The 18,627-nt window shown below is 71.6% G+C and carries 15 protein-coding genes, 2 tRNA genes and 1 riboswitch; of the genes, 6 read left to right on the top strand and 11 right to left on the bottom strand.

Translation table 11 applies throughout. The annotated features are described in order from the left end of the window. Positions 1 to 142 precede the first annotated feature (142 nt). A complete protein-coding gene (locus FHR36_RS17550; protein WP_308199419.1) occupies positions 143 to 2,782 on the bottom strand; it encodes a valine--tRNA ligase in 2,640 nt (879 codons plus the stop codon). 110 nt (positions 2,783 to 2,892) lie between these two features. On the opposite strand from FHR36_RS17550, the gene FHR36_RS17545 reads away from it, so the two are divergent. Next, complete coding sequence (locus tag FHR36_RS17545; RefSeq protein WP_253798221.1) at positions 2,893 to 3,846, top strand: hypothetical protein; 954 nt, start codon at positions 2,893 to 2,895, stop codon at positions 3,844 to 3,846. Positions 3,847 to 3,957: 111 nt separating this feature from the next. Next, a complete protein-coding gene (locus tag FHR36_RS17540) occupies positions 3,958 to 4,773 on the top strand; it encodes a hypothetical protein (protein WP_253798219.1) in 816 nt (271 codons plus the stop codon). Positions 4,774 to 4,846: 73 nt separating this feature from the next. Here FHR36_RS17540 and clpX read toward each other — a convergent pair whose 3' ends face one another. The 5 genes from clpX to FHR36_RS17515 form a co-directional block, all read right to left on the bottom strand. Next, complete coding sequence (gene clpX / locus FHR36_RS17535; RefSeq protein WP_253798217.1) at positions 4,847 to 6,133, bottom strand: ATP-dependent Clp protease ATP-binding subunit ClpX; 1,287 nt, start codon at positions 6,131 to 6,133, stop codon at positions 4,847 to 4,849. A 294-nt stretch (positions 6,134 to 6,427) separates the two neighbouring features. Further along, on the bottom strand, positions 6,428 to 7,090 hold the full coding sequence (locus FHR36_RS17530) for an ATP-dependent Clp protease proteolytic subunit (protein ID WP_253798215.1): 663 nt from the start codon (positions 7,088 to 7,090) through the stop codon (positions 6,428 to 6,430). Between the two features lie 47 nt (positions 7,091 to 7,137). Beyond that, positions 7,138 to 7,767 (bottom strand): ATP-dependent Clp protease proteolytic subunit, encoded by a 630-nt coding sequence (locus FHR36_RS17525; RefSeq protein ID WP_380231699.1) that lies wholly within the window; start codon positions 7,765 to 7,767, stop codon positions 7,138 to 7,140. Positions 7,768 to 7,972: 205 nt separating this feature from the next. Next, positions 7,973 to 9,364, bottom strand: a complete 1,392-nt coding sequence (tig, locus tag FHR36_RS17520; protein WP_253798213.1) for a trigger factor — start codon at positions 9,362 to 9,364, stop codon at positions 7,973 to 7,975. A 176-nt stretch (positions 9,365 to 9,540) separates the two neighbouring features. Then, positions 9,541 to 9,614, bottom strand: a tRNA-Pro gene (locus tag FHR36_RS17515). A gap of 182 nt (positions 9,615 to 9,796) precedes the next feature. Here FHR36_RS17515 and FHR36_RS17510 point away from each other — a divergent pair. Next, positions 9,797 to 9,867, top strand: a tRNA-Gly gene (locus FHR36_RS17510). 140 nt (positions 9,868 to 10,007) lie between these two features. Here the strand turns inward: FHR36_RS17510 and FHR36_RS17505 are convergent. Next, positions 10,008 to 10,970 (bottom strand): M23 family metallopeptidase, encoded by a 963-nt coding sequence (locus FHR36_RS17505; protein WP_253798211.1) that lies wholly within the window; start codon positions 10,968 to 10,970, stop codon positions 10,008 to 10,010. A 3-nt stretch (positions 10,971 to 10,973) separates the two neighbouring features. Further along, a riboswitch (cyclic di-AMP (ydaO/yuaA leader) is annotated at positions 10,974 to 11,126 on the bottom strand. A gap of 346 nt (positions 11,127 to 11,472) precedes the next feature. On the opposite strand from FHR36_RS17505, the gene FHR36_RS17500 reads away from it, so the two are divergent. Beyond that, positions 11,473 to 12,291, top strand: a complete 819-nt coding sequence (locus FHR36_RS17500) for a DUF6348 family protein (protein ID WP_253798209.1) — start codon at positions 11,473 to 11,475, stop codon at positions 12,289 to 12,291. A gap of 49 nt (positions 12,292 to 12,340) precedes the next feature. Here the strand turns inward: FHR36_RS17500 and FHR36_RS17495 are convergent, their stop codons facing one another. Next, positions 12,341 to 12,535 carry a hypothetical protein gene (locus FHR36_RS17495; protein WP_253798207.1) on the bottom strand — a complete coding sequence of 65 codons (195 nt, stop codon included), beginning with the start codon at positions 12,533 to 12,535 and terminating at the stop codon, positions 12,341 to 12,343. A gap of 354 nt (positions 12,536 to 12,889) precedes the next feature. After that, positions 12,890 to 14,104 carry a PP2C family protein-serine/threonine phosphatase gene (locus FHR36_RS17490; protein ID WP_253798205.1) on the bottom strand — a complete coding sequence of 405 codons (1,215 nt, stop codon included), beginning with the start codon at positions 14,102 to 14,104 and terminating at the stop codon, positions 12,890 to 12,892. 157 nt (positions 14,105 to 14,261) lie between these two features. Here FHR36_RS17490 and FHR36_RS17485 point away from each other — a divergent pair, with 157 nt between their 5' ends. Next, complete coding sequence (locus FHR36_RS17485; RefSeq protein ID WP_253798204.1) at positions 14,262 to 15,518, top strand: GNAT family N-acetyltransferase; 1,257 nt, start codon at positions 14,262 to 14,264, stop codon at positions 15,516 to 15,518. An 81-nt stretch (positions 15,519 to 15,599) separates the two neighbouring features. Here the strand turns inward: FHR36_RS17485 and FHR36_RS17480 are convergent, their stop codons facing one another. Together FHR36_RS17480 and FHR36_RS17475 are read right to left on the bottom strand one after the other, a co-directional pair. After that, positions 15,600 to 16,085: a ribose-5-phosphate isomerase gene (locus FHR36_RS17480; protein WP_253798203.1), complete on the bottom strand. Its 486-nt coding sequence runs from the start codon at positions 16,083 to 16,085 to the stop codon at positions 15,600 to 15,602. A gap of 125 nt (positions 16,086 to 16,210) precedes the next feature. Next, the gene (locus tag FHR36_RS17475) at positions 16,211 to 16,807 is read right to left on the bottom strand and encodes a biotin transporter BioY (RefSeq protein ID WP_253799373.1); all 597 of its coding nucleotides are present in this window, start codon (positions 16,805 to 16,807) and stop codon (positions 16,211 to 16,213) included. 418 nt (positions 16,808 to 17,225) lie between these two features. Here FHR36_RS17475 and FHR36_RS17470 point away from each other — a divergent pair, with 418 nt between their 5' ends. Further along, on the top strand, positions 17,226 to 18,518 hold the full coding sequence (locus FHR36_RS17470; protein ID WP_253799371.1) for an amino acid permease: 1,293 nt from the start codon (positions 17,226 to 17,228) through the stop codon (positions 18,516 to 18,518). The last annotated feature ends 109 nt before the right edge of the window (positions 18,519 to 18,627 follow it).

The following is an 18,627-nucleotide window of genomic DNA, read 5'->3' as shown; positions in this document are numbered from 1 at the left end:
GGACAAAATGGCCGGTGAATTCCTGTGGCGAAACGGCCGCACGGCCTGCCGGAGCGGGAAATCGACGGTCCGTCGGGAAAACGCGAGGGCCGCCGCCCTGGGTGGGGGCGGCGGCCCTCGGCGGCGGTTCGCCGGTGCGGCGTCAGGCCTGCGGCAGGCCCGCCAGCTGGGCGGTGATCCGGGCGATGTCGGCCTCGGCGGCCTCCTGCCGGGTCCGGATCTTGGCGACCACCTCGTCCGGCGCCTTGGCCAGGAAGGCCTCGTTGCCGAGCTTGGCGGCGGACTGCGCCTTCTCCTTCTCGGCGGCCGCCAGGTCCTTCTGCAGGCGCTTGCGCTCGGCGGCCACGTCGATGGTGCCGGACAGGTCGAGGGCGACCTCGGCACCGGCGACCGGCAGCGAGGCGGTGGCCTGGAAGTCGTCGGCCGGCTCGGTCAGGCGCAGCAGCGAGCGGATCGCGTCCTCGTGCGGGACGAGCACGGTGCCGGCCAGCTCCAGGCGGGCCGGGACGCGCTGGCCCGGCTTGAGGCCCTGGTCCGAGCGGAACCGGCGGACCTCGGTGACCACCTGCTGCAGGGTGGCGATCTCCGCCTCGGCGTCGGCGTCGCGGAAGCCGCTGTCCGCGGGCCACGCGGCGACGACCACCGACTCGGCGCCGGTGAGCGCCGTCCACAGCGCCTCGGTGACGAACGGGACGACCGGGTGCAGCAGGCGCAGCGTGACGTCCAGGACCTCGCCGAGGACCCGGCGCGAGGCGTCGGCCTGCGCGCCGCCCTTGGCCAGGGTGGTCTTGGAGAGCTCGACGTACCAGTCGAACACCTCGTCCCACGCGAAGTGGTAGAGGGTGTCGGCCAGCTTGGCGAACTCGTAGTCGTCGTACAGCGCGTCGGCCTGCGCCACGGTCTGGTTGAGCCGGGAGAGGATCCACCGGTCGGCGGCGGTCAGCTCGGCGGCGCCGGGCAGCGGGCCCTCGACCGTCGCACCGTTCATCAGGGCGAAGCGGGTGGCGTTCCAGATCTTGTTGCAGAAGTTCCGGGAGCCCTTGACCCAGTCCTCGCCGATCGGCACGTCGGCGCCCGGGTTGGCGCCGCTGGCCAGGGTGAGGCGGACGGCGTCGGCGCCGTACTCGTTCATCCAGTCCAGCGGGTCGACCGCGGTGCCGGACGACTTGGACATCTTCTTGCCGAACTGGTCGCGGACCAGGCCGGTCAGCGCGACGGTCTTGAACGGCGCCTGACCGTCCATCGCGTACAGGCCGAACATCATCATCCGGGCGACCCAGAAGAAGATGATGTCGTGGCCGGTCAGCAGGACGTCGGTCGGGTAGAACTTCTCCAGGTCGGCGGTCCGCTCCGGCCAGCCGAGCGTGGAGAACGGCCACAGGCCACTGGAGAACCAGGTGTCCAGGACGTCCGGGTCCTGCACCCAGCCCTCGCCGGTCGGCGGCTCCTCGTTCGGGCCGACGCAGACGACCTCGCCGTTCGGGCCGTACCAGACCGGGATCCGGTGGCCCCACCACAGCTGGCGCGAGATGCACCAGTCGTACATGTTGTCGACCCAGTCGAAGTAGCGGCGCTCCAGCTCCTTCGGGTGGATCTCGACCCGGCCGTCGCGGACGGCGTCGCCGGCCGCCTTGGCCAGCGGCTCGACCTTGACCCACCACTGCAGCGACAGCCGCGGCTCGACGATGGTGTGGCAGCGCGAGCAGTGGCCGACCGAGTGCTCGTACGGACGCTTCTCGGCGACGATCCGGCCCTGCTCGCGCAGCGCGCCGACCACGGCCGAGCGCGCCTCCAGCCGGTCCAGACCGAGGAACGGGCCGTGCACGGTGATCACGCCGTGCTCGTCCATCACGGTCAGGTTGGGCAGGCCGTGGCGCTGGCCGATGGCGAAGTCGTTCGGGTCGTGCGCCGGGGTCACCTTGACGGCGCCGGTGCCGAACTCCGGGTCGACGTGCTCGTCGGCGACGACCGGGATCTCACGGTCGGTCAGCGGCAGCTTGATGGTCCGGCCGACCAGGTGCTTGTAGCGCTCGTCGTCCGGGTGGACGGCGACCGCGGTGTCACCGAGCATCGTCTCGGCCCGGGTGGTGGCGACGACGATCGAGTCCTCGCCCTCGCCGTAGCGGATCGAGACCAGCTCGCCGTCGCGGTCCTTGTGCTCGACCTCGATGTCGGAGAGCGCGGTGAGGCAGCGCGGGCACCAGTTGATGATGCGCTCGGCGCGGTAGATCAGGCCGTCGTCGAAGAGCTTCTTGAAGATGGTCTGGACGGCCTGGGACAGGCCCTCGTCCATGGTGAAGCGCTCGCGCGACCAGTCGACACCGTCGCCGAGGCGGCGCATCTGGCCGAGGATCCGGCCGCCGTAGTTCTCCTTCCACTCCCAGACCTTCTCGACGAAGGCCTCGCGGCCCAGGTCGTGGCGGGAGAGGCCGGACTCGGCGAGCTGCTGCTCCACCTTGTTCTGGGTGGCGATGCCGGCGTGGTCCATACCGGGCAGCCACAGCGTCTCGAAGCCCTGCATCCGCTTGCGGCGGGTCAGGGCGTCCATCAGCGTGTGCTGGAAGGCGTGGCCCAGGTGCAGCGCACCGGTGACGTTCGGCGGCGGGATGACGATGGTGTACGCCGGCTTGTCGCTCTTGGCGTCGGCGGTGAAGTAACCGCGCTCTACCCAGCGCTCGTACAGCTCGCCCTCTACGTCGGCCGGAGCGTAGGTCGTCGGGAGGGTGGCTGCGTCGTCCCCGGGGTAGGAAGGCTCGGGGCGCTGGTTCGTCGTGTCGGTCACGACGCACAGTTTACGGAAGAGGGGGGCGCCGTTACGAACCAGTTGTGCGCCGACCACTCGGGCGGGTGTGGTGGGCCGTGCGATAGCGTGCCCGAATTACTCGTACGCACGTGGCCGCTGGAGCAGCGGCGGGGGAGACGATCCGGATGTACGGCCAGGGGCAGGGTCAGCAGTATCCGCAGGGTCAGCCGCAACCGCCCTACGGGCAGCCGCCGCAGTACGGCGCTCCCCAGCCGCCCGGCGCCCAGCCGCCCTACGGCCAGCCCGCCCCGCCGTACGGCCAGCCGCCACAGTACGGCACCCCGCAGCCCGGCGGCTACGCCGCTCCGCCGCCCGCCCCGCAGCCCGGCGGGTACGGGTTCCCGCAGCAGCCGCAGCAGCCCGCCCCGCCGTACGGCGCCCCGCAGGCACCTCAGCCGGGCTACGGCTACCAGCCGCCGGCCGAGCCCAAGCGCGGCAACGGCCTGGTGATCGGCGTGGTGATCGGCGCCCTGGTGCTGGTCGGCGGCGGCATCGGCGTGTGGGCGCTGACCAAGGGCGGCAGCGGCTCGAACACCGCCGGGAAGTACAAGGTGGCGGTCACCGACACCCTGCCGGGCGGGTACACCAAGAAGTCCTCCACCGACCGCGGCGCGGTCAGCGGCACCGAGGGCATGGCCACCCTGGAGGGCTCGACCGGCGCGCTCTACCAGAAGTCGCCGACCGACATCCTGGTGCTCGGCGCCGGCTGGGGCACCATCACCGACCCGGGCGCGCTGATCACCGCCGTCGCCGGGAACGCCTCGAACACCCAGAGCACCGGCACCGAGAAGCTCACCTGGAAGAAGGAGCTCTCGGACGTCGACGCCAACGACCCGAAGGACCCGGGCGGCAAGCTGCGCTGCGGCGTGGCCAGCAACGGCAAGGCCGACTTCCCGGTCTGCTCCTGGGCCAACCACTCCACCTTCGGTTCGGTGACCTTCGTCAACGTGCTGCCCACCGGCGCCGGCGCGGCCGCGCTCTCGCCGAGCCAGGCCGCCGACCGGACCCGGCAGATCCGCGACACCGTCGTGGTCGCCAAGTAACTCCCGGCCGCCGAGCAGATCCCGGTCGCCGGGTGACCGGTGGCCGCCGGGCCCGCGCCCGTCCACCTGTCCCCACCCCTCACCGAACCCACGATCGGAAGCGAGTCCGCCGTGTCCGACCAGAACCCGTACGGGAGCCCGCAGCCCGGCGGCTACGGCACTCCCCCGCCGGCCGCGCCGCCGGCCGCCCCGCCGTATGGCGCCCCGCAGCCGCCGGCCCAGCCGGGCTTCGGCGCGCCGCAGGAGCCGTTCGGGGCGGTGCCGCCGCAGGGCGGCCCGCAGCCGTTCCCGGCCGGCGGCTACCCGGGCTACCCCGGGATGGAGCCGCCGAAGAAGTCCCGCAAGACGCTCTGGGTGGTGCTCGGCTGCGTCGCCGGCGTGCTGCTGCTCGGCGCCGGCCTGCTGGGCTACTTCGTCTACAACACCGCCGCCAACACCGGCAAGAACAAGGTCGTCCTGCCGGAGACCTTCCACGGCCTGACCCGTGACCCGGACGAGTCGATGGCCAAGGAGCTCGCCTCCGAGCTGCAGACCGACTTCTCCAAGGGCGACAGCGCCTGGACCCCGACCGACGTGGTCAGCTCGATCTACCACTCGGACGACCAGGAGCAGGCGGTCATCGTGGCCGGCGCGTACGGCAACGTGCTCTTCCCGTCCAAGCAGGTCGACGCGGTCTTCCTGGGCGCCTCCTCCAGCGGCGACGCCAAGATCACCCAGCGCCGGGACGTCGACGCCGGACCGCTCGGCGGCCGGATGTCCTGCGCGGTCACCGAGGCCGAGCAGCAGCAGATCGGCTTCTGCTCCTGGGCCGACGGCAGCAGCGTGATGATGCTGATGGAGATCGACGCCAAGGCCAAGACCGTCGACCTGGACAAGGTCGCGGCCGACGCCCGCGAGCTGCGCCAGATCTCCGAGGTCCCGAAGTAGCGGCACCGGCAGAACAGAACGAAGCGGCCCCGCACCCTTCCGGGTGCGGGGCCGCTTCGGCGTCCGGGGAGCGTCAGGCGCTCTTGTCGCGGCGCTCGCGCTGGATCTTGTCGCGCGGGACCAGGGTCGGGATGGCGTGCTTGGAGACCACGTCCCCGGTGACGACCACGCGGGCGACGTCCTGACGCGAGGGCACCTCGTACATCACGGACATCAGCACCTCCTCCATGATCGCGCGCAGGCCGCGGGCGCCGGTGCCGCGCAGGATCGCCTGGTCGGCGATGGCCTCCAGCGCGTCCCGGGTGAACTCCAGCTCCACGCCGTCCAGCTCGAAGAGCTTGCGGTACTGCTTGACCAGCGCGTTCTTCGGCTCGGTGAGGATCTGCAGCAGCGCCTCGCGGTCCAGGTTGTGCACGCTGGTGATCACGGGCAGCCGGCCGATGAACTCCGGGATCATGCCGAACTTGACCAGGTCCTCCGGCATCACCTGACGGAAGTGGTCCGAGGCGTCCTGCTCCCGCTTGGAGCGGATGGTCGCGCCGAAGCCGATGCCCTTGGCGCCGGCCCGGCCCTCGATGATCCGCTCCAGGCCCGCGAAGGCACCGCCCACGATGAACAGCACGTTCGTCGTGTCGATCTGGATGAACTCCTGGTGCGGGTGCTTGCGGCCGCCCTGCGGGGGCACCGAGGCGGTGGTCCCCTCCAGGATCTTCAGCAGCGCCTGCTGCACGCCCTCGCCGGAGACGTCGCGCGTGATCGACGGGTTCTCGCTCTTGCGGGCGACCTTGTCGATCTCGTCGATGTAGATGATCCCGGTCTCGGCCTTCTTGACGTCGTAGTCGGCCGCCTGGATCAGCTTGAGCAGGATGTTCTCGACGTCCTCGCCGACGTAGCCGGCCTCGGTGAGGGCGGTGGCGTCGGCGATCGCGAACGGCACGTTCAGCATCCGGGCCAGGGTCTGCGCCAGCAGGGTCTTGCCGGAGCCGGTCGGACCGAGCAGCAGGATGTTGGACTTCGCCAGCTCGATGGCGTCCTCGCGGCCGTTGCCGGCGCGGCCGTTCTCACCGGCCTGGACGCGCTTGTAGTGGTTGTAGACGGCGACCGAGAGCGCCTTCTTGGCCAGGTCCTGGCCGACCACGTACTGGTCCAGGAACTCGTAGATCTCGCGGGGCTTCGGGAGTTCCTCGAAGCGCACCTCGGAGCTCTCCGCGAGCTCCTCCTCGATGATCTCGTTGCACAGGTCGATGCACTCGTCGCAGATGTACACGCCTGGCCCGGCGATCAGCTTCTTCACCTGCTTCTGCGACTTGCCGCAGAACGAGCACTTGAGCAGGTCGCCACCGTCTCCGATGCGTGCCACGAGGTGCTTCCCCTTCGCCAGGGGCCCCGCGGGGGTCCGGGGCCTGGTGCTGTGGACCGGCTGCGCCGTCCGGCGTTCGGTCTCGCTATCCGACGGTACTCTGCCGAGCCCGAGATTCCGCCGTCTTCGACTGCTCTGCCGTACGCCCTGGGCGAATTGATACCGAACAGATGCGGTCGCGCGGGCATGGTCCCCGCTTCGTTCGATTGTGCCGGGCCGAGCGGCCGGACGGAACGGATCGGGGCGGGGCGTACGTCACGCTCGGCGTACGCCCCGCCCCTGGAGCCCTCGGGCTCAGTCGCTCAGCGAGGTCTTGCGGGTCGAGATGATCTGGTCGACGAGGCCGTACTGCAGGGCCTCCTCGGCGGTCAGGATCTTGTCGCGCTCGATGTCGTCGCGGACCTGCTCGATCGACTTGCTGGAGTGCTTGGAGAGCATCTCCTCCAGCTGCGCGCGCATCCGGAAGATCTCGTTGGCCTGGATCTCCAGGTCGGAGACCTGGCCGCGGCCGGTCTCGGTGTACGGCTGGTGGATCAGGATCCGGGCGTTCGGCAGCGCCATCCGCTTGCCGGGGGCGCCGGCGGCCAGGATGACCGCGGCGGCCGAGGCGGCCTGGCCCATGCAGACGGTCTGGATGTCCGGCTTCACGAACTGCATGGTGTCGTAGATCGCCGTCAGGGCGGTGAACGAGCCGCCCGGGGAGTTGATGTAGACCGAGATGTCGCGGTCCGGGTCCATCGACTCCAGGCAGATCAGCTGGGCCATGATGTCGTTGGCCGAGACGTCGTCCACCTGGGAGCCGAGGAAGATGATGCGCTCCTCGAACAGCTTGGCGTACGGGTCGTACTCGCGGATGCCCTGCGAGGTGCGCTCGACGAACCGCGGGACGATGTAGCGGCCCTCGGCGCGCATGTCCTCCAGGCGTGCCTTGGCGCCGGACAGGCTGGGGATGTTCATGGGTTTCGTGTCCTCCGAAGCGTGCGGTCTGTGGTCTGCTGCCGGGGTCAGCCGATGAGGCCGGCGCCCGTGCCACCGCCGCCGGGGACGTCCGCGGCGCTGTGCATGATGTCGTCGATCAGGCCGTACTCCTTGGCCTCCTCCGGCGTGAACCAGCGGTCGCGGTCGGAGTCGGCGGTGATCCGCTCGAAGGACTGGCCGCTGTGCTGCGCGATCAGCTCGGACATCCGCTTCTTGGTGCGGAGCAGCTGCTCGGCCTGGATCCGGATGTCGGTGGCGGAGCCGCCGAGGCCCGCGGAGGGCTGGTGCATCAGGATGTTGGCGTTGGGCAGCGAGAAGCGCTTGCCCTTGGCGCCGGCGGTCAGCAGGAACTGACCCATCGAGGCGGCCATGCCCATGGCGATGGTGACCACGTCGTTCTTGATGTACTGCATGGTGTCGTAGATCGCCATGCCCGCCGAGATCGAACCGCCCGGGGAGTTGATGTAAAGGAAGATGTCCTTGTCCGGGTCGGCCGCGAGGAGCAGCAGCTGCGCGGTGATCTTGTTGGCGATGTCGTCGTCGACCTGCTGGCCGAGGAAGATGATGCGCTCGTTGAGCAGCCGGTTGTAGACCTGATCGCCCAGGCCGCCGAGCACGTCGCCGGCGGCGGCGTGCGGCGCCATCAGGCCAGGCATCTGCTGCATCTGCGGAAACGTCACTTAGCCACCTGCTCAGTCGATCTGCTTGTGTGTCGCTGTCTATGGACCCTAACGCGCGGTCCGGTTCGCAGAATCCCCCACGCAGAACTGTTCGCTGTGAGCGCAGGGTGAGGGCCGTACAACAGCAGTGGGCCCGGACACCGAAAGGTGCCCGGGCCCACGGCCGGATGTCCTACGAGGCTCAGGCCTCGGTGGTCTCCTCGGTGGTCTCCTCGGCGGAGGCCTCGACCGTCTCGGCGGTCTCGTCCTCGTCGTCCTCGAAGGAGACGACCTCACCGTTGGTGTCGGTCACCTTGGCGGCCTCGACCACGGCGGCCAGCGCCTTGCCGCGGGCGACCTCGCCGACCAGCAGCGGCACCTGGCCACCCTGGACGACCTGCTGGGCGAACTGGTCCGGGGTGAGGCCCGAGCCGGCGGCGCGGCGGATGAGGTGCTCGGTGAGCTCCTCCTGGTTCACGCCCAGCTCCAGCTTGGCGACGATCGAGTCCAGGACGAACTGGGTCTTGATGCCCTTCTTCGCCTGCTCCTCGGTCTCCGCGTCGTAGTCCTCGCGGGACTTGTCCTGGGAGGCCAGGTAGGTGTCGAGGGTCATCCCCATCGGCTCCAGCTGGTGGTGCTCCAGGTTGTGCTTGCGGGTCTCGACCTCGTCCTTGAGCAGCTTCTCCGGGTACTCCATCTCCACCCGGGTCAGCAGCTCGTCGAGGACCTTCTCCTGGGCCTGGGTGGCCTGGTCGAACTCCTTCATGCGCTCGAGGCGCTTGCGGGAGTCGCCGCGGAGGTCCTCCAGGGTGTCGAACTCGCTCGCCAGCTGGGCGAACTCGTCGTCGAGCTCGGGGAGCTCCTTCTCCTGGACGGCGGTCACGGTGACGGTGACCTCCGACTCCTTGCCGGCCTCGGTGCCGCCCTTGAGGGTGGTGGTGAAGGTCTTGGACTCACCGGCGGACAGGCCGACGACGGCCTCGTCGATGCCCTCCAGCAGGCGGCCGGAGCCGATCTCGTAGCTCACGCCGGTGGCGGTGCCGTCCTCCGGCACCTCACCGTCGACCTTGGCCTCCAGGTCGACGACCACGACGTCGCCCTCGGCGGCGGCGCGCTCGACGTCCTTCACCGAGGAGAAACGCTCGCGCAGCTGCTCGAGCGACTTCTCGACGTCCTCGTCGGAGACCTCGATCGGGTCGACGACGACCGCGATCTCGGAGAACTCCGGCAGGGTGATCTCCGGGCGCACGTCCACCTCGGCGGTGAACTTCAGGTCGCCACCGTCGACCAGGTTCTCGACACCCGCGATGTCGGTGATGTCGGGCTGGCCGAGGACGTCGATCTTGCCCTCGTCGACGGCCTGGGTGTAAAAGCGCGGAAGGGCGTCGTTGACGGCCTCCTCCAGCACCGCGCCACGGCCGAAGCGCTGGTCGATCACGCGGTTCGGGATCTTGCCCTTGCGGAAGCCGGGGACCGTGACCTGCTGGTTGATCTTCTTGTACGCCGCGTCGAGGCTGGGCTTGAGCTCCTCGAAGGGCACCTCGACGGTGAGTCGAACCCGGGTCGGGTTCAGAGTCTCCACGGCGCTCTTCACGGTCAGTTCTCCTAGGGGCTTGCGGTCAGGGCGATAGGCGGTTGGAACTGCGTGCTTCCGTACTACCGCCAGCGTCCCATCCTACCGGTACCACGAAAGCCGCTGTGTACCCCACGGCTCCGTGACATACATACGACAACAGGGCCCCGCCCGCCGGACGAGACCCTGCCGCACTGTCGGGGTGGCCGGATTCGAACCGACGGCCTTCCGCTCCCAAAGCGGACGCGCTACCAAACTGCGCCACACCCCGTGGTGCCGAGAGGAAGAGTACACGTCGGCCGTCCCCCGCCTCCGGTCATATCTGCGGCCCGCGCGGGCGGAATCGCCGTCCGAAGCGGTGTGCAATCCACCGACCCGACCAGGTACGCTTGCCGAGTCCTCGCGACCGTCACCGACGGCCCGGGGGCGTCGCATGCCGTCAACGGTGTGCACGCGGGTGTAGCTCAATGGTAGAGCCCCAGTCTTCCAAACTGGTCACGCGAGTTCGATTCTCGTCACCCGCTCCGATCCGGCCCCGACTGCCCCAGGCAGCCGGGGCCGTCCGCGTTGGCGGAGCCCGGCGCGCGGATTGCGCCCCGGCGAACGCCGGAAGGGGCGGCGGCGGGAAGTCCCGCTGCCGCCCCTTCTACCGGGGGGTGGTACGTCAGACGCTGACGCCGTGGGCCGCCAGGTAGGCGATCGGGTCGATGTCCGAGCCGTAGTTCGGGGTGGTGCGGATCTCGAAGTGCAGGTGCGGGCCGGTCACGTTGCCGGTCGCGCCGGAGAGGCCGATCTGCTGCCCGGCGGACACGGTCTGGCCGGCCGAGACGGAGATGGACGACAGGTGGGCGTACTGGGCGTACTTGCCGTCGGCCAGCTTGATGATCACCTGGTTGCCGTAGGCGCCACCGTTGCCGGCGGAGACCACGGTGCCGGAGGCGATCGCCTTCAGGCTGGTGCCGGTCGAGACCGGGAAGTCGATGCCGGTGTGGTAGCCGCTGGACCAGTTGGAGCCGGCCACGTGCCAGCCGGTGGTGTGGTGGACCGAGACCGGGGCCACGTAGCCGGAGGCGTTGGACGCCACGGCGGCCTGGGTCTGCGCGGCCGGCTTCGGGGCCGGCTTGGCGGCCTGCTGCTGGACCGGCTGCGGCGCGGGCTTGGCGGCCTGCTGCGCGGGCTTCGGCTGCGCGGCCGGCTTGGCGGCCGGGGCGGCGTGCTGCACCGGGGCGGCAGCGGCGGCGCCACCGATGGTCAGCTGCTGGCCCGGGTAGATCAGGTTCGGGTTGGAGCCGACCACGGAACGGTTGTCCTGGTACAGCTTCTGCCAGCCGCCGTCCACGTTCTGCGCGGTGGCGATCTTGGACAGGGTGTCGCCGGAGACGACCTTGTAGCCGTGCGAAGCAGCGGCGGCGGGGGTGGTGTCGGCGACCGGGGCGGCGGCGACCGGCGCCTGGGCGGCGGTGTCGGCGACCGCGTGGCGGGCCTCGGCGCCGTGGTGGTCGGCGGTCCCGTGCGCGCTGGCGGCGGTGACCGGGAGGCCGACCGCGGCACCGGCGACACCGGTGGCGATGGCGAGGCGGACGATGGTCTTCAGACGCGGCTTGCGGTGCTTGCCCGTAGCGGACATGAAGAAATTCCTCTCCGACGCCTACGAGGTGAGCTGTCGGGTTCGGACGAGAGTTGCCCGGCCGCATGGCGCGGCTTCACCCCGAGCCGTCCCCGGTGATCCGGGTACGGCGACTTACCTTGGGTCCCCCGCTCCTGCCGTGAACGGTTATCTGGTCGGCACCGGGCAGCGGCAGGACTAGGCGTTCCACCCGGTGGCCCACCCGGACGAACCGTCCGGGCTGCGGTGAAGCAAAGCCGACCGGCGCACCCCGTGGCAAGCGCCCGGACCGCGGCGATCAAGGCCTCGGCGAATCTGACGATCCCGCAGGTCACGCGGTGTTCACCGGGCCCGACCGAGCGCGTACGGGATCATGACGCAGTGCCCACCGGCGGGCCACGGTCCGCCATAATCGCGACCGTATACATACGATCACTCACCGCTGGTCACCCCGCCGGTGACGCTGGTCACCCGGGGCCGATAGCCTCACCGGGAATCCCCCGAGAAAACAGGAGCCCTCACGTTGCGTCCGCAGCATCGGCTGGACGTCATCCAGCGCAGCGTCATCCGCGAAATGGCGCGCTACGGACAGGAGTTCACCGTCGACGGCCCGGTCCTGCGCGGTCCGGGCACCACCGCGGTCGCGATCCGCGAGCACCCCGGGGACGACGGCGGCCACGTCGATCTGGGGTACGTGCTGCAGCTGGGCCGGGCGGACGCGCCGGTGGTGTGGGACTGCGCGGCCGGACTCGGCAAGACCGAGGAGGAGCAGCTCGACAACGCGGTGCGGATGTGGGCGACCACCACCGCGTCCACCGTGGTGGAGCTGCTGGAGCGGCGCGGCGAGCACGGTGACCACTACCGGCCGGAGCGGCTGCCCGGCTGGCACGCGGTGCAGGGGCCGGCCGCGGTCTTCGGCTTCGCCTCCGGGCCGCTGGGCGAGTGGCTCTCCGACCACCAGGTGCTGCCGGCGCTGGCCGACGCGCTGCGGCCGGAGGTGGGCGAGCCCGAGCCGGACCGGTCCCGGGTGGCCGGGGTCAAGCTGTTTCTCGGCGGCCGGGCCGGTGAGGACGTCGCCGAGGTCCGGGTGAACGGCGCGGTGTCGGAGCGCGCGTCGGCGGCGCTGCGCTCACTGCCCTGGCCGCGCGGGGAGCGGCTGTGCTGGGCCCGGCTGTTCGTGCTGCTGGTGTCCGAGCACGCCCTGATCGCCGGGGGCGTCGAGGATGCGGCGGAGCAGCCCGCGGAACCCGCCTCGGACCGCTTGGCCGAGGCGTACGGTGGTCGGCGCCGCCCGCTGCTCGACCGCTGGCGGCAGGCCAGGGCGCGGCGGGCAGGCCGATAGGACGGAACGGGGGCGAATCCCCCGCCCGCCGGGCGTCGAAGCTCGGGGGTCAGCCCGCGATCGAGGAGATGGCCTTCGCCATCGAGTTCAGGAAGTCCTGGATCGACGGGGCTGCCGTGGACTGGCTCACCATGAAGCCGAAGAGCGCGGCGATGATCGCGTGGCTGGTCTTCAACTGCTTGTTGCGGATGAAGATGACGACAATGATGCCGAACAGGACCAGCGCGGAGACGGAGAAGGCCACCCGGACTCACTTCCTCGGTTCATGGCGGGGGGTTCGTGTCGGAACCGTCGCCGGCTCCAGGCGGAAACCGGCCCCTACCCCCCGTGTCCCCACCAGCCCATTCGGACTCAGTGTGGTCGCTCGTGCGGACTCCGTAAAGGACTTGTCGGAACACGGACCGGAAGTTCCTGCGATGTGAGACGGTTTCCGCCGTCCGAGACGATAGCGGAACGCTTCTGACGGCTCGTCCGCGGGCGGTCGCCGACCGGGCGGAACGGGCGAAAAGGGCAGGCAGAGCGGCGGAGCGGCGGCCCGTCCGACCCCCGGTCAGGAATGGCCGAAGATCACTCCCGGGGCTTGACACCCGGGCTTCGACTACTGACGCCAGAGCAGCAGCACGGCCCGGTCGTCGTTGACGTCCTTGGCCACCGTGTCGATCAGCCGGCTCGCGGCGCCGCCGAAGCCGGCCGCGACCAGCCGGTCCGACTCCCCCATCAGCCGGTCCATCCCCTCGGCGAGGTCGCGCCCGGGGATCTCCACCATGCCGTCGGTGCACAGCAGCAGCAGGTCGCCGGGGCCGAGCCGGCCGCGGACGCCCTCGAACTTGGCGCCGTCGTACACCCCGAGCAGCGGGCCCTCGGCCTCCTTGACCTCCCAACGCCCGGCGCCCGCCAGGCGGTGCATGCCCGGCAGGTGGCCGGCCGAGAGCAGCTCGTACTCGCCGGTGTCCAGGTCGAGCACCAGGTGGACGGCGGTGGCGAAGCCCTCGTCCCAGTCCTGGCGGAGCAGGTAGCCGTTGGCGGCGGGCAGGAAGTCGTGGGCGGGCAGCGAGCCGAGCAGGCCGCCGAACGCGCCGGAGAGCAGCAGGGCCCGGGAGCCGGCGTCCATGCCCTTGCCGGAGACGTCCGCCAGCACCGCCTCCAGCACCCGGCCGCCCGGGCCGGTGCGGGCGGCGACCACGAAGTCGCCGGAGAAGGACTGGCCGCCGGCCGGGCGCAGCGCCATGTCGGCGTACCAGCCCTCGGGCAGCCGGGGCACCCGGCTCTGCACCCGGATCCGCTCGCGCAGGTCGAAGAGCATGGTCGAGCCGCCGCGCCAGGGCACGCCGACCCGGCGGCGGAACTGGGCGACCAGCAGGCCCGCCACCCCGACCGCGCCGACCACCAGCGCCGCGCCGGGGGTGACCCCGTAGACGTACGCCTCGGGCCGGTCGCTGGCGACCCGCTCGCCGGTGTGGATCAGCGACTCGGAAATCAGGCCGAAAGCCGCCGCCGCGTAGAGCAGCACCAGCGTGCCGGGGCGCAGCAGCAGGGCGCCGGCCAGGATCGGCAGCACCAGCGCGGTCGGCGGGCACCAGTTGGGGAACAGGACGTTGAGCAGCACCAGCAGCGGGACGGCCGCGACCAGGGCGGTGAAGGCGAGCCAGTCGGCTCCGTCGCCGCGGAAGTAGTCCACGCCGGTTCGGCGCAGCCTGACGCGGACCCGGTAGAGCTTCGCGCGCAACCGGGCCGTCACGGGCTCGCCCGCCGCCTTGGCGGCCGGGCCCGTCGCAGTCGTCCGGGGCGGGGTGCCCTGCGTGCTGCCAGCCATGGGGTCCGACCTTATCCACCGGTGCGGGTGGCGTCGACGGGGTGGGGCGGGTCTGCGGGGTAGTTCCGCCCGGTGTTCAGCGGGTTTCAGCCGAGTACGGGGGGTTCCGGGGCAAAAGTCGGTCGCGGGCGCCGGGCGGCGGTGGTAGCTGTGGCGTATGACACCTCAGCACGCCGGTCTGTCCGTCCGCCCGCTCGCCGCCGAGGAGTGGGAGCACTGGTACCGCCAGTTGGAGATCGCCTTCGGCGGGGCCGAGGAGGAGCCGGAGGAGAAGGCGCTCTGGCGCGGGCTCACCGAGGTGGAGCGCTCGCTGGCGATCTGCGCCGGCGAGGAGGTGGTCGGCGGCGGCGGGGCGTTCTCCTTCCGGATGGCGGTGCCCGGCGGGGCCGTGGTGCCGGCGGCCGGGGTGGCCATGGTCGGGGTGCTGCCCACCCACCGCCGGCGCGGGGCGCTCACCGCGCTGATGCGCCGCCAGCTGGACGACATCCGGGCCCGCGGCGAGGAGGCGGTGGCGGTGCTGACCGCCTCGGAGCCGCCGATCTACGGCCGGTTCGGCTACGGCGCGGGCACCCGGCGGATGACCGTCACCCTGCCGCGCGGCAGGGTGACCGTGCACACCCCGGCCGGCCCGGCGGTCCGGCTGCGACTGGCCGACCCGGCCGAGGCGCTGCCCGCCTGCGAGGAGCTGTACGCGCAACTGGTGCCGCTGCGCCCGGGCATGCTGGAGCGCCGACCGGGCTGGGAGCAACTGGTGCTGCTGGACGCGCCGGGCTCGCGCGGCGGCTTCTCCGCCCTGCAGTGCGTGCTGGCCGAGGACGCGGCCGACGGCCGGCTGCTCGGCTACGCGCGGTACGCGGTGAAGAGCGAGTGGGACGACGCGGGCCCGTCCGGCGTGGTGCGGGTGCGGGACGTGGAGGCGCTCGACCCCTCGGTCTACGCCCGGCTGTGGTCCTACCTGCTGGACCTGGACCTCACCTCGAAGGTGACCGTCCGCAGCCGCCCGAGCGACGACCCGGTGCTGCACCTGGTCTCCGACCCGCGCCGGATCGAACCCAAGCTGCTGGACGGCCTGTTCGTCCGGCTGGTGGACGTGGCCGCGGCGCTGGAGCAGCGCGGCTACGGCGACCCGCTGGACGTGGTGCTGGAGGTGACCGACGCCTTCTGCCCGTGGAACACCGGGCGGTGGCGGCTGAGCAGCGGCGGTCCGGGCAAGGGCGCGAGCTGTGTACGGACCGCGGACCCGGCCGATCTGCGGCTGGACGTCCGGGAGTTGGGGTCCGCCTATCTCGGTGGGACGACGCTCGCCGCGCTGGCGCGGGCCGGCCTGGTGGAGGAGGTGCGCGCGGGCGCGCTGCGGGAGGCCTCGCGGGCCTTCGCCTCGGACCTGGCGCCCTGGCTGCCGCACGGGTTCTGAGAACTGCGCTGCCGCACGGGCCGTCGGCCCCGCTCGCGGTGAGCGGGGCCGCCCGTGCGGCAGCGGATCGGTCCGGGTGGGTCAGCCCTGGGGGTGGTGGGCCGGGATGGGGGGCAGCTCGCCGGTGGTCTCGTACTCGGAGAGCATCTCGATCCGGCGGGTGTGCCGCGCCTGACCGCTGTACGGGGTGTTGAGGAAGATCTCGACGAACTTGGTGGCCTCGTCGAGGGTGTGCATCCGGCCGCCGATCGAGACGACGTTGGCGTTGTTGTGCTCCCGGCCGAGCGAGGCGGTCTGCTCGCTCCACGCCAGGGCCGCCCGGACGCCCTTCACCTTGTTGGCGGCGATCGCCTCGCCGTTGCCGGAGCCGCCGATCACGATGCCCAGGGCCTCGGGGTCGGCGGCGGTCCGCTCGGCGGCCCGGAGGCAGAACGGCGGGTAGTCGTCCTCGGCGTCGTAGATGTGCGGGCCGCAGTCGACCGGCTCGTGGCCGGCTCCCTTCAGCCACTCGACGAGGTGGTTCTTCAGTTCGTATCCGGCATGGTCGGAGCCCAGGTACACGCGCATGCGAAGAGTGTGGCATGCGCGGGTACCGCATCCGGTCACCGCCCGCCGATCACCGCCGACGGCGGGTCAGCGGCGCGGTGCCGGCGGGCGGATCGGGGCCGGTGAGCGGATCGGGGCCGACGCGGTCAGCGTCGGCCGACCAGCTTCCAGGTCAGCGGGAGCGCCGCGGTGGCCAGCAGCAGCTTGAGGCCGTCGCCCACCAGGTAGGGGTAGAGGCCGAGGTCGGCCGCCTTGGCGAGCGGGACGTGCAGCGAGGCTGCCAGGTACGGCACGCCGACCGCGTAGATCGCCAGGTTGCCGAGGACCATCGCCCCGGCCGTGCGCAGCGCGCTGCGGTCGGCGCCCCGGCGGGCCAGCGCGCCGGTCAGGCCAGCCGCCAGCACGAAGCCGACCAGGTACCCGAGGGTCGGCATGGTCCAGCCCGCAGTGCCGCCGGCGAACCACGGCAGGCCGGCCATGCCCGCCAGCAGGTAGAGCGAGAGCGACGCCACGCCGCGGCGGGTGCCGAGCGCGGTGCCCACCAGCAGCGCGGCGAAGGTCTGCCCGGTGACCGGCACCGGCGAGCCCGGGACGGGCAGCGACAGCTGCGCGGCCGCACCGGTCAGCGCGGCGCCGCCGAGCACCAGGGCGAGTTCGCGGGCCTGGGCGCCGAAGCGGGTGGTGGCGCGCGGCAGCAGGTCCGCGAGCACGGCGGTGGACGGTATCGGCGTGGCGGTGGCCATGGGCTCCTCCGGTTCGGTCGTCGTGGTGATCACCGACGAACCTATGCGGGAGACCCCGGCCGGGTCGGCGTCGTTCTCCGACAAACCGTCAGTGGCCGCACTTGTCGGATCCGGACTGTGACCAAGCCCTCACGTACCGGCTCCGTCACGCTCCGTCAGATCGGTGTCCGGATGGCGGGCTCTCCTGGCATGTCCATCGACCGTGTCGAATAGTGGACGGACCTTTCCGATATCCGAGCAGTCTGGACCGTCCCGTATGACCGCACTGACCCCGGCCCCGACGCGCGAGCCGTCCGTCGGCGCCCCCTCGGACGCCGCCTCCGAGGCCGTCTCCGAGGCCGTCTCCCAGGCCGCCTCCGAGGGCGCCGACGCCACCCGCGGCGGGCTGACCCACGGCCTCAAGCAGCGTCACCTGTCGATGATCGCGCTCGGCGGCGTCATCGGGGCCGGCCTCTTCGTCGGCTCGGGCGCGGGCATCGCCGCCGCCGGACCGTCCATCGTGCTGGCCTTCGCCGTCTCCGGCGTCCTGGTGATGCTGGTCATGCGGATGCTCGGCGAGATGTCCGCCGCCCGGCCCGCCAGCGGCTCCTTCTCCGTCCACGCCGAGCGCGAGATCGGCCCGTGGGCCGGCCTGACCGTCGGCTGGATGTTCTGGACCCTGCTCTGCGTCGGCGTCGCCGCCGAGGCGATCGGCGCCGCCGGGATCATGGCCGCCTGGCTGCCCGGGGTGCCCTCCTGGGCCTGGGTCGCCGTCTTCATGGCCTTCTTCTGCGCCACCAACCTGGCCGCAGTGAAGAACTTCGGCGAGTTCGAGTTCTGGTTCGCCGCGATCAAGGTCACCGCGATCAGCGCCTTCCTGGTCCTCGGCGGCCTCGCCCTGTTCGGCGTGCTGCCCGGCACCTCCTCCCCCGGCGCCGCCAACCTGACCGGCGCCGGCGGCTTCTTCCCGCACGGCTCCACCGGCCTGGTCACCGGCCTGCTCGCCTCCGTCTTCGCGTACGGCGGCCTGGAGACCGTCACCATCGCCGCCGCCGAGTCCCCCGACCCGCGGCGCGGCGTCGCCGGCGCCGTCCGCACCGCGATGTGGCGGATCGCCCTCTTCTACGTCGGCTCGATGGCCGTCATCGTCACCCTGGTCCCCTGGAACGACCCCGCGGTGCGCAAGCCCGGACCGTACGTCGCCGTGCTCGACACCCTGGGCATCCCCGGGGCCGGCCAGGTCATGAACGTCGTGGTGCTGATCGCGCTGCTGTCCGCCATGAACGCCAACATCTACGGCTCCTCGCGGATGGCCTACTCGCTGGTCCGGCGCGGCCAGGGCCCGAAGGCGCTCGGCAAGGTGAGCGGCGGGGTGCCGCGACGGGCCGTGCTCGCCTCCTCCGCCTTCGGCTTCGCCGCGGTGCTGCTCAGCTACTGGTGGCCGACCACCGTGTTCAGCTGGCTGCTCAACATGGTCGGCGCGGCGGTGCTGGTGGTGTGGGCATTCATCGCCGTGGCGCAGCTGCGGATGCGGCGGCGGCTGGAGCGGGAGGCGCCCGAGCAGCTCACCGTGCGGATGTGGGCATTCCCGTACCTGACCTGGATCGCGCTGGCCGGGATCCTGGCGGTGCTCGCCCTGATGACGCTCGACGCGGACAACCGGATCCAGCTGTACTTCACGGCGGGGCTGGCGGCGCTGCTGGCGGTCGTCGGTCGGCTTCGCAAGCGGTGATTTGTAGGGGCTCGGGGAACTGCGAGGCCCGCCCCGGGGTTGGCGCACTTTGCTGGTGCGGCCGTCCCCGGGGCGGGCCTCGCAGTTCCCCGAGCCCCTGAAGAAGAAC

Source organism: Kitasatospora cinereorecta (assembly GCF_024172095.1).
Taxonomy (GTDB): domain Bacteria; phylum Actinomycetota; class Actinomycetes; order Streptomycetales; family Streptomycetaceae; genus Kitasatospora; species Kitasatospora cinereorecta.
The sequence above is the reverse complement of the archived record's forward strand: the minus strand, read 5'-3'. Positions and strand labels throughout refer to the sequence as shown.

What these genes read in the sequence shown, in the direction of transcription:
- FHR36_RS17475 (WP_253799373.1), bottom strand. Translation starts at nt 16,807, where the DNA reads ATGGCCACCGCCACGCCGATACCGTCCACCGCCGTGCTCGCGGACCTG.
- FHR36_RS17485 (WP_253798204.1), top strand. Translation starts at nt 14,262, where the DNA reads ATGACACCTCAGCACGCCGGTCTGTCCGTCCGCCCGCTCGCCGCCGAG.
- FHR36_RS17470 (WP_253799371.1), top strand. Translation starts at nt 17,226, where the DNA reads ATGATCGCGCTCGGCGGCGTCATCGGGGCCGGCCTCTTCGTCGGCTCG.
- FHR36_RS17505 (WP_253798211.1), bottom strand. Translation starts at nt 10,970, where the DNA reads ATGTCCGCTACGGGCAAGCACCGCAAGCCGCGTCTGAAGACCATCGTC.
- FHR36_RS17530 (WP_253798215.1), bottom strand. Translation starts at nt 7,090, where the DNA reads ATGAACATCCCCAGCCTGTCCGGCGCCAAGGCACGCCTGGAGGACATG.
- FHR36_RS17490 (WP_253798205.1), bottom strand. Translation starts at nt 14,104, where the DNA reads ATGGCTGGCAGCACGCAGGGCACCCCGCCCCGGACGACTGCGACGGGC.
- FHR36_RS17480 (WP_253798203.1), bottom strand. Translation starts at nt 16,085, where the DNA reads ATGCGCGTGTACCTGGGCTCCGACCATGCCGGATACGAACTGAAGAAC.
- FHR36_RS17525 (WP_380231699.1), bottom strand. Translation starts at nt 7,767, where the DNA reads ATGCCTGGCCTGATGGCGCCGCACGCCGCCGCCGGCGACGTGCTCGGC.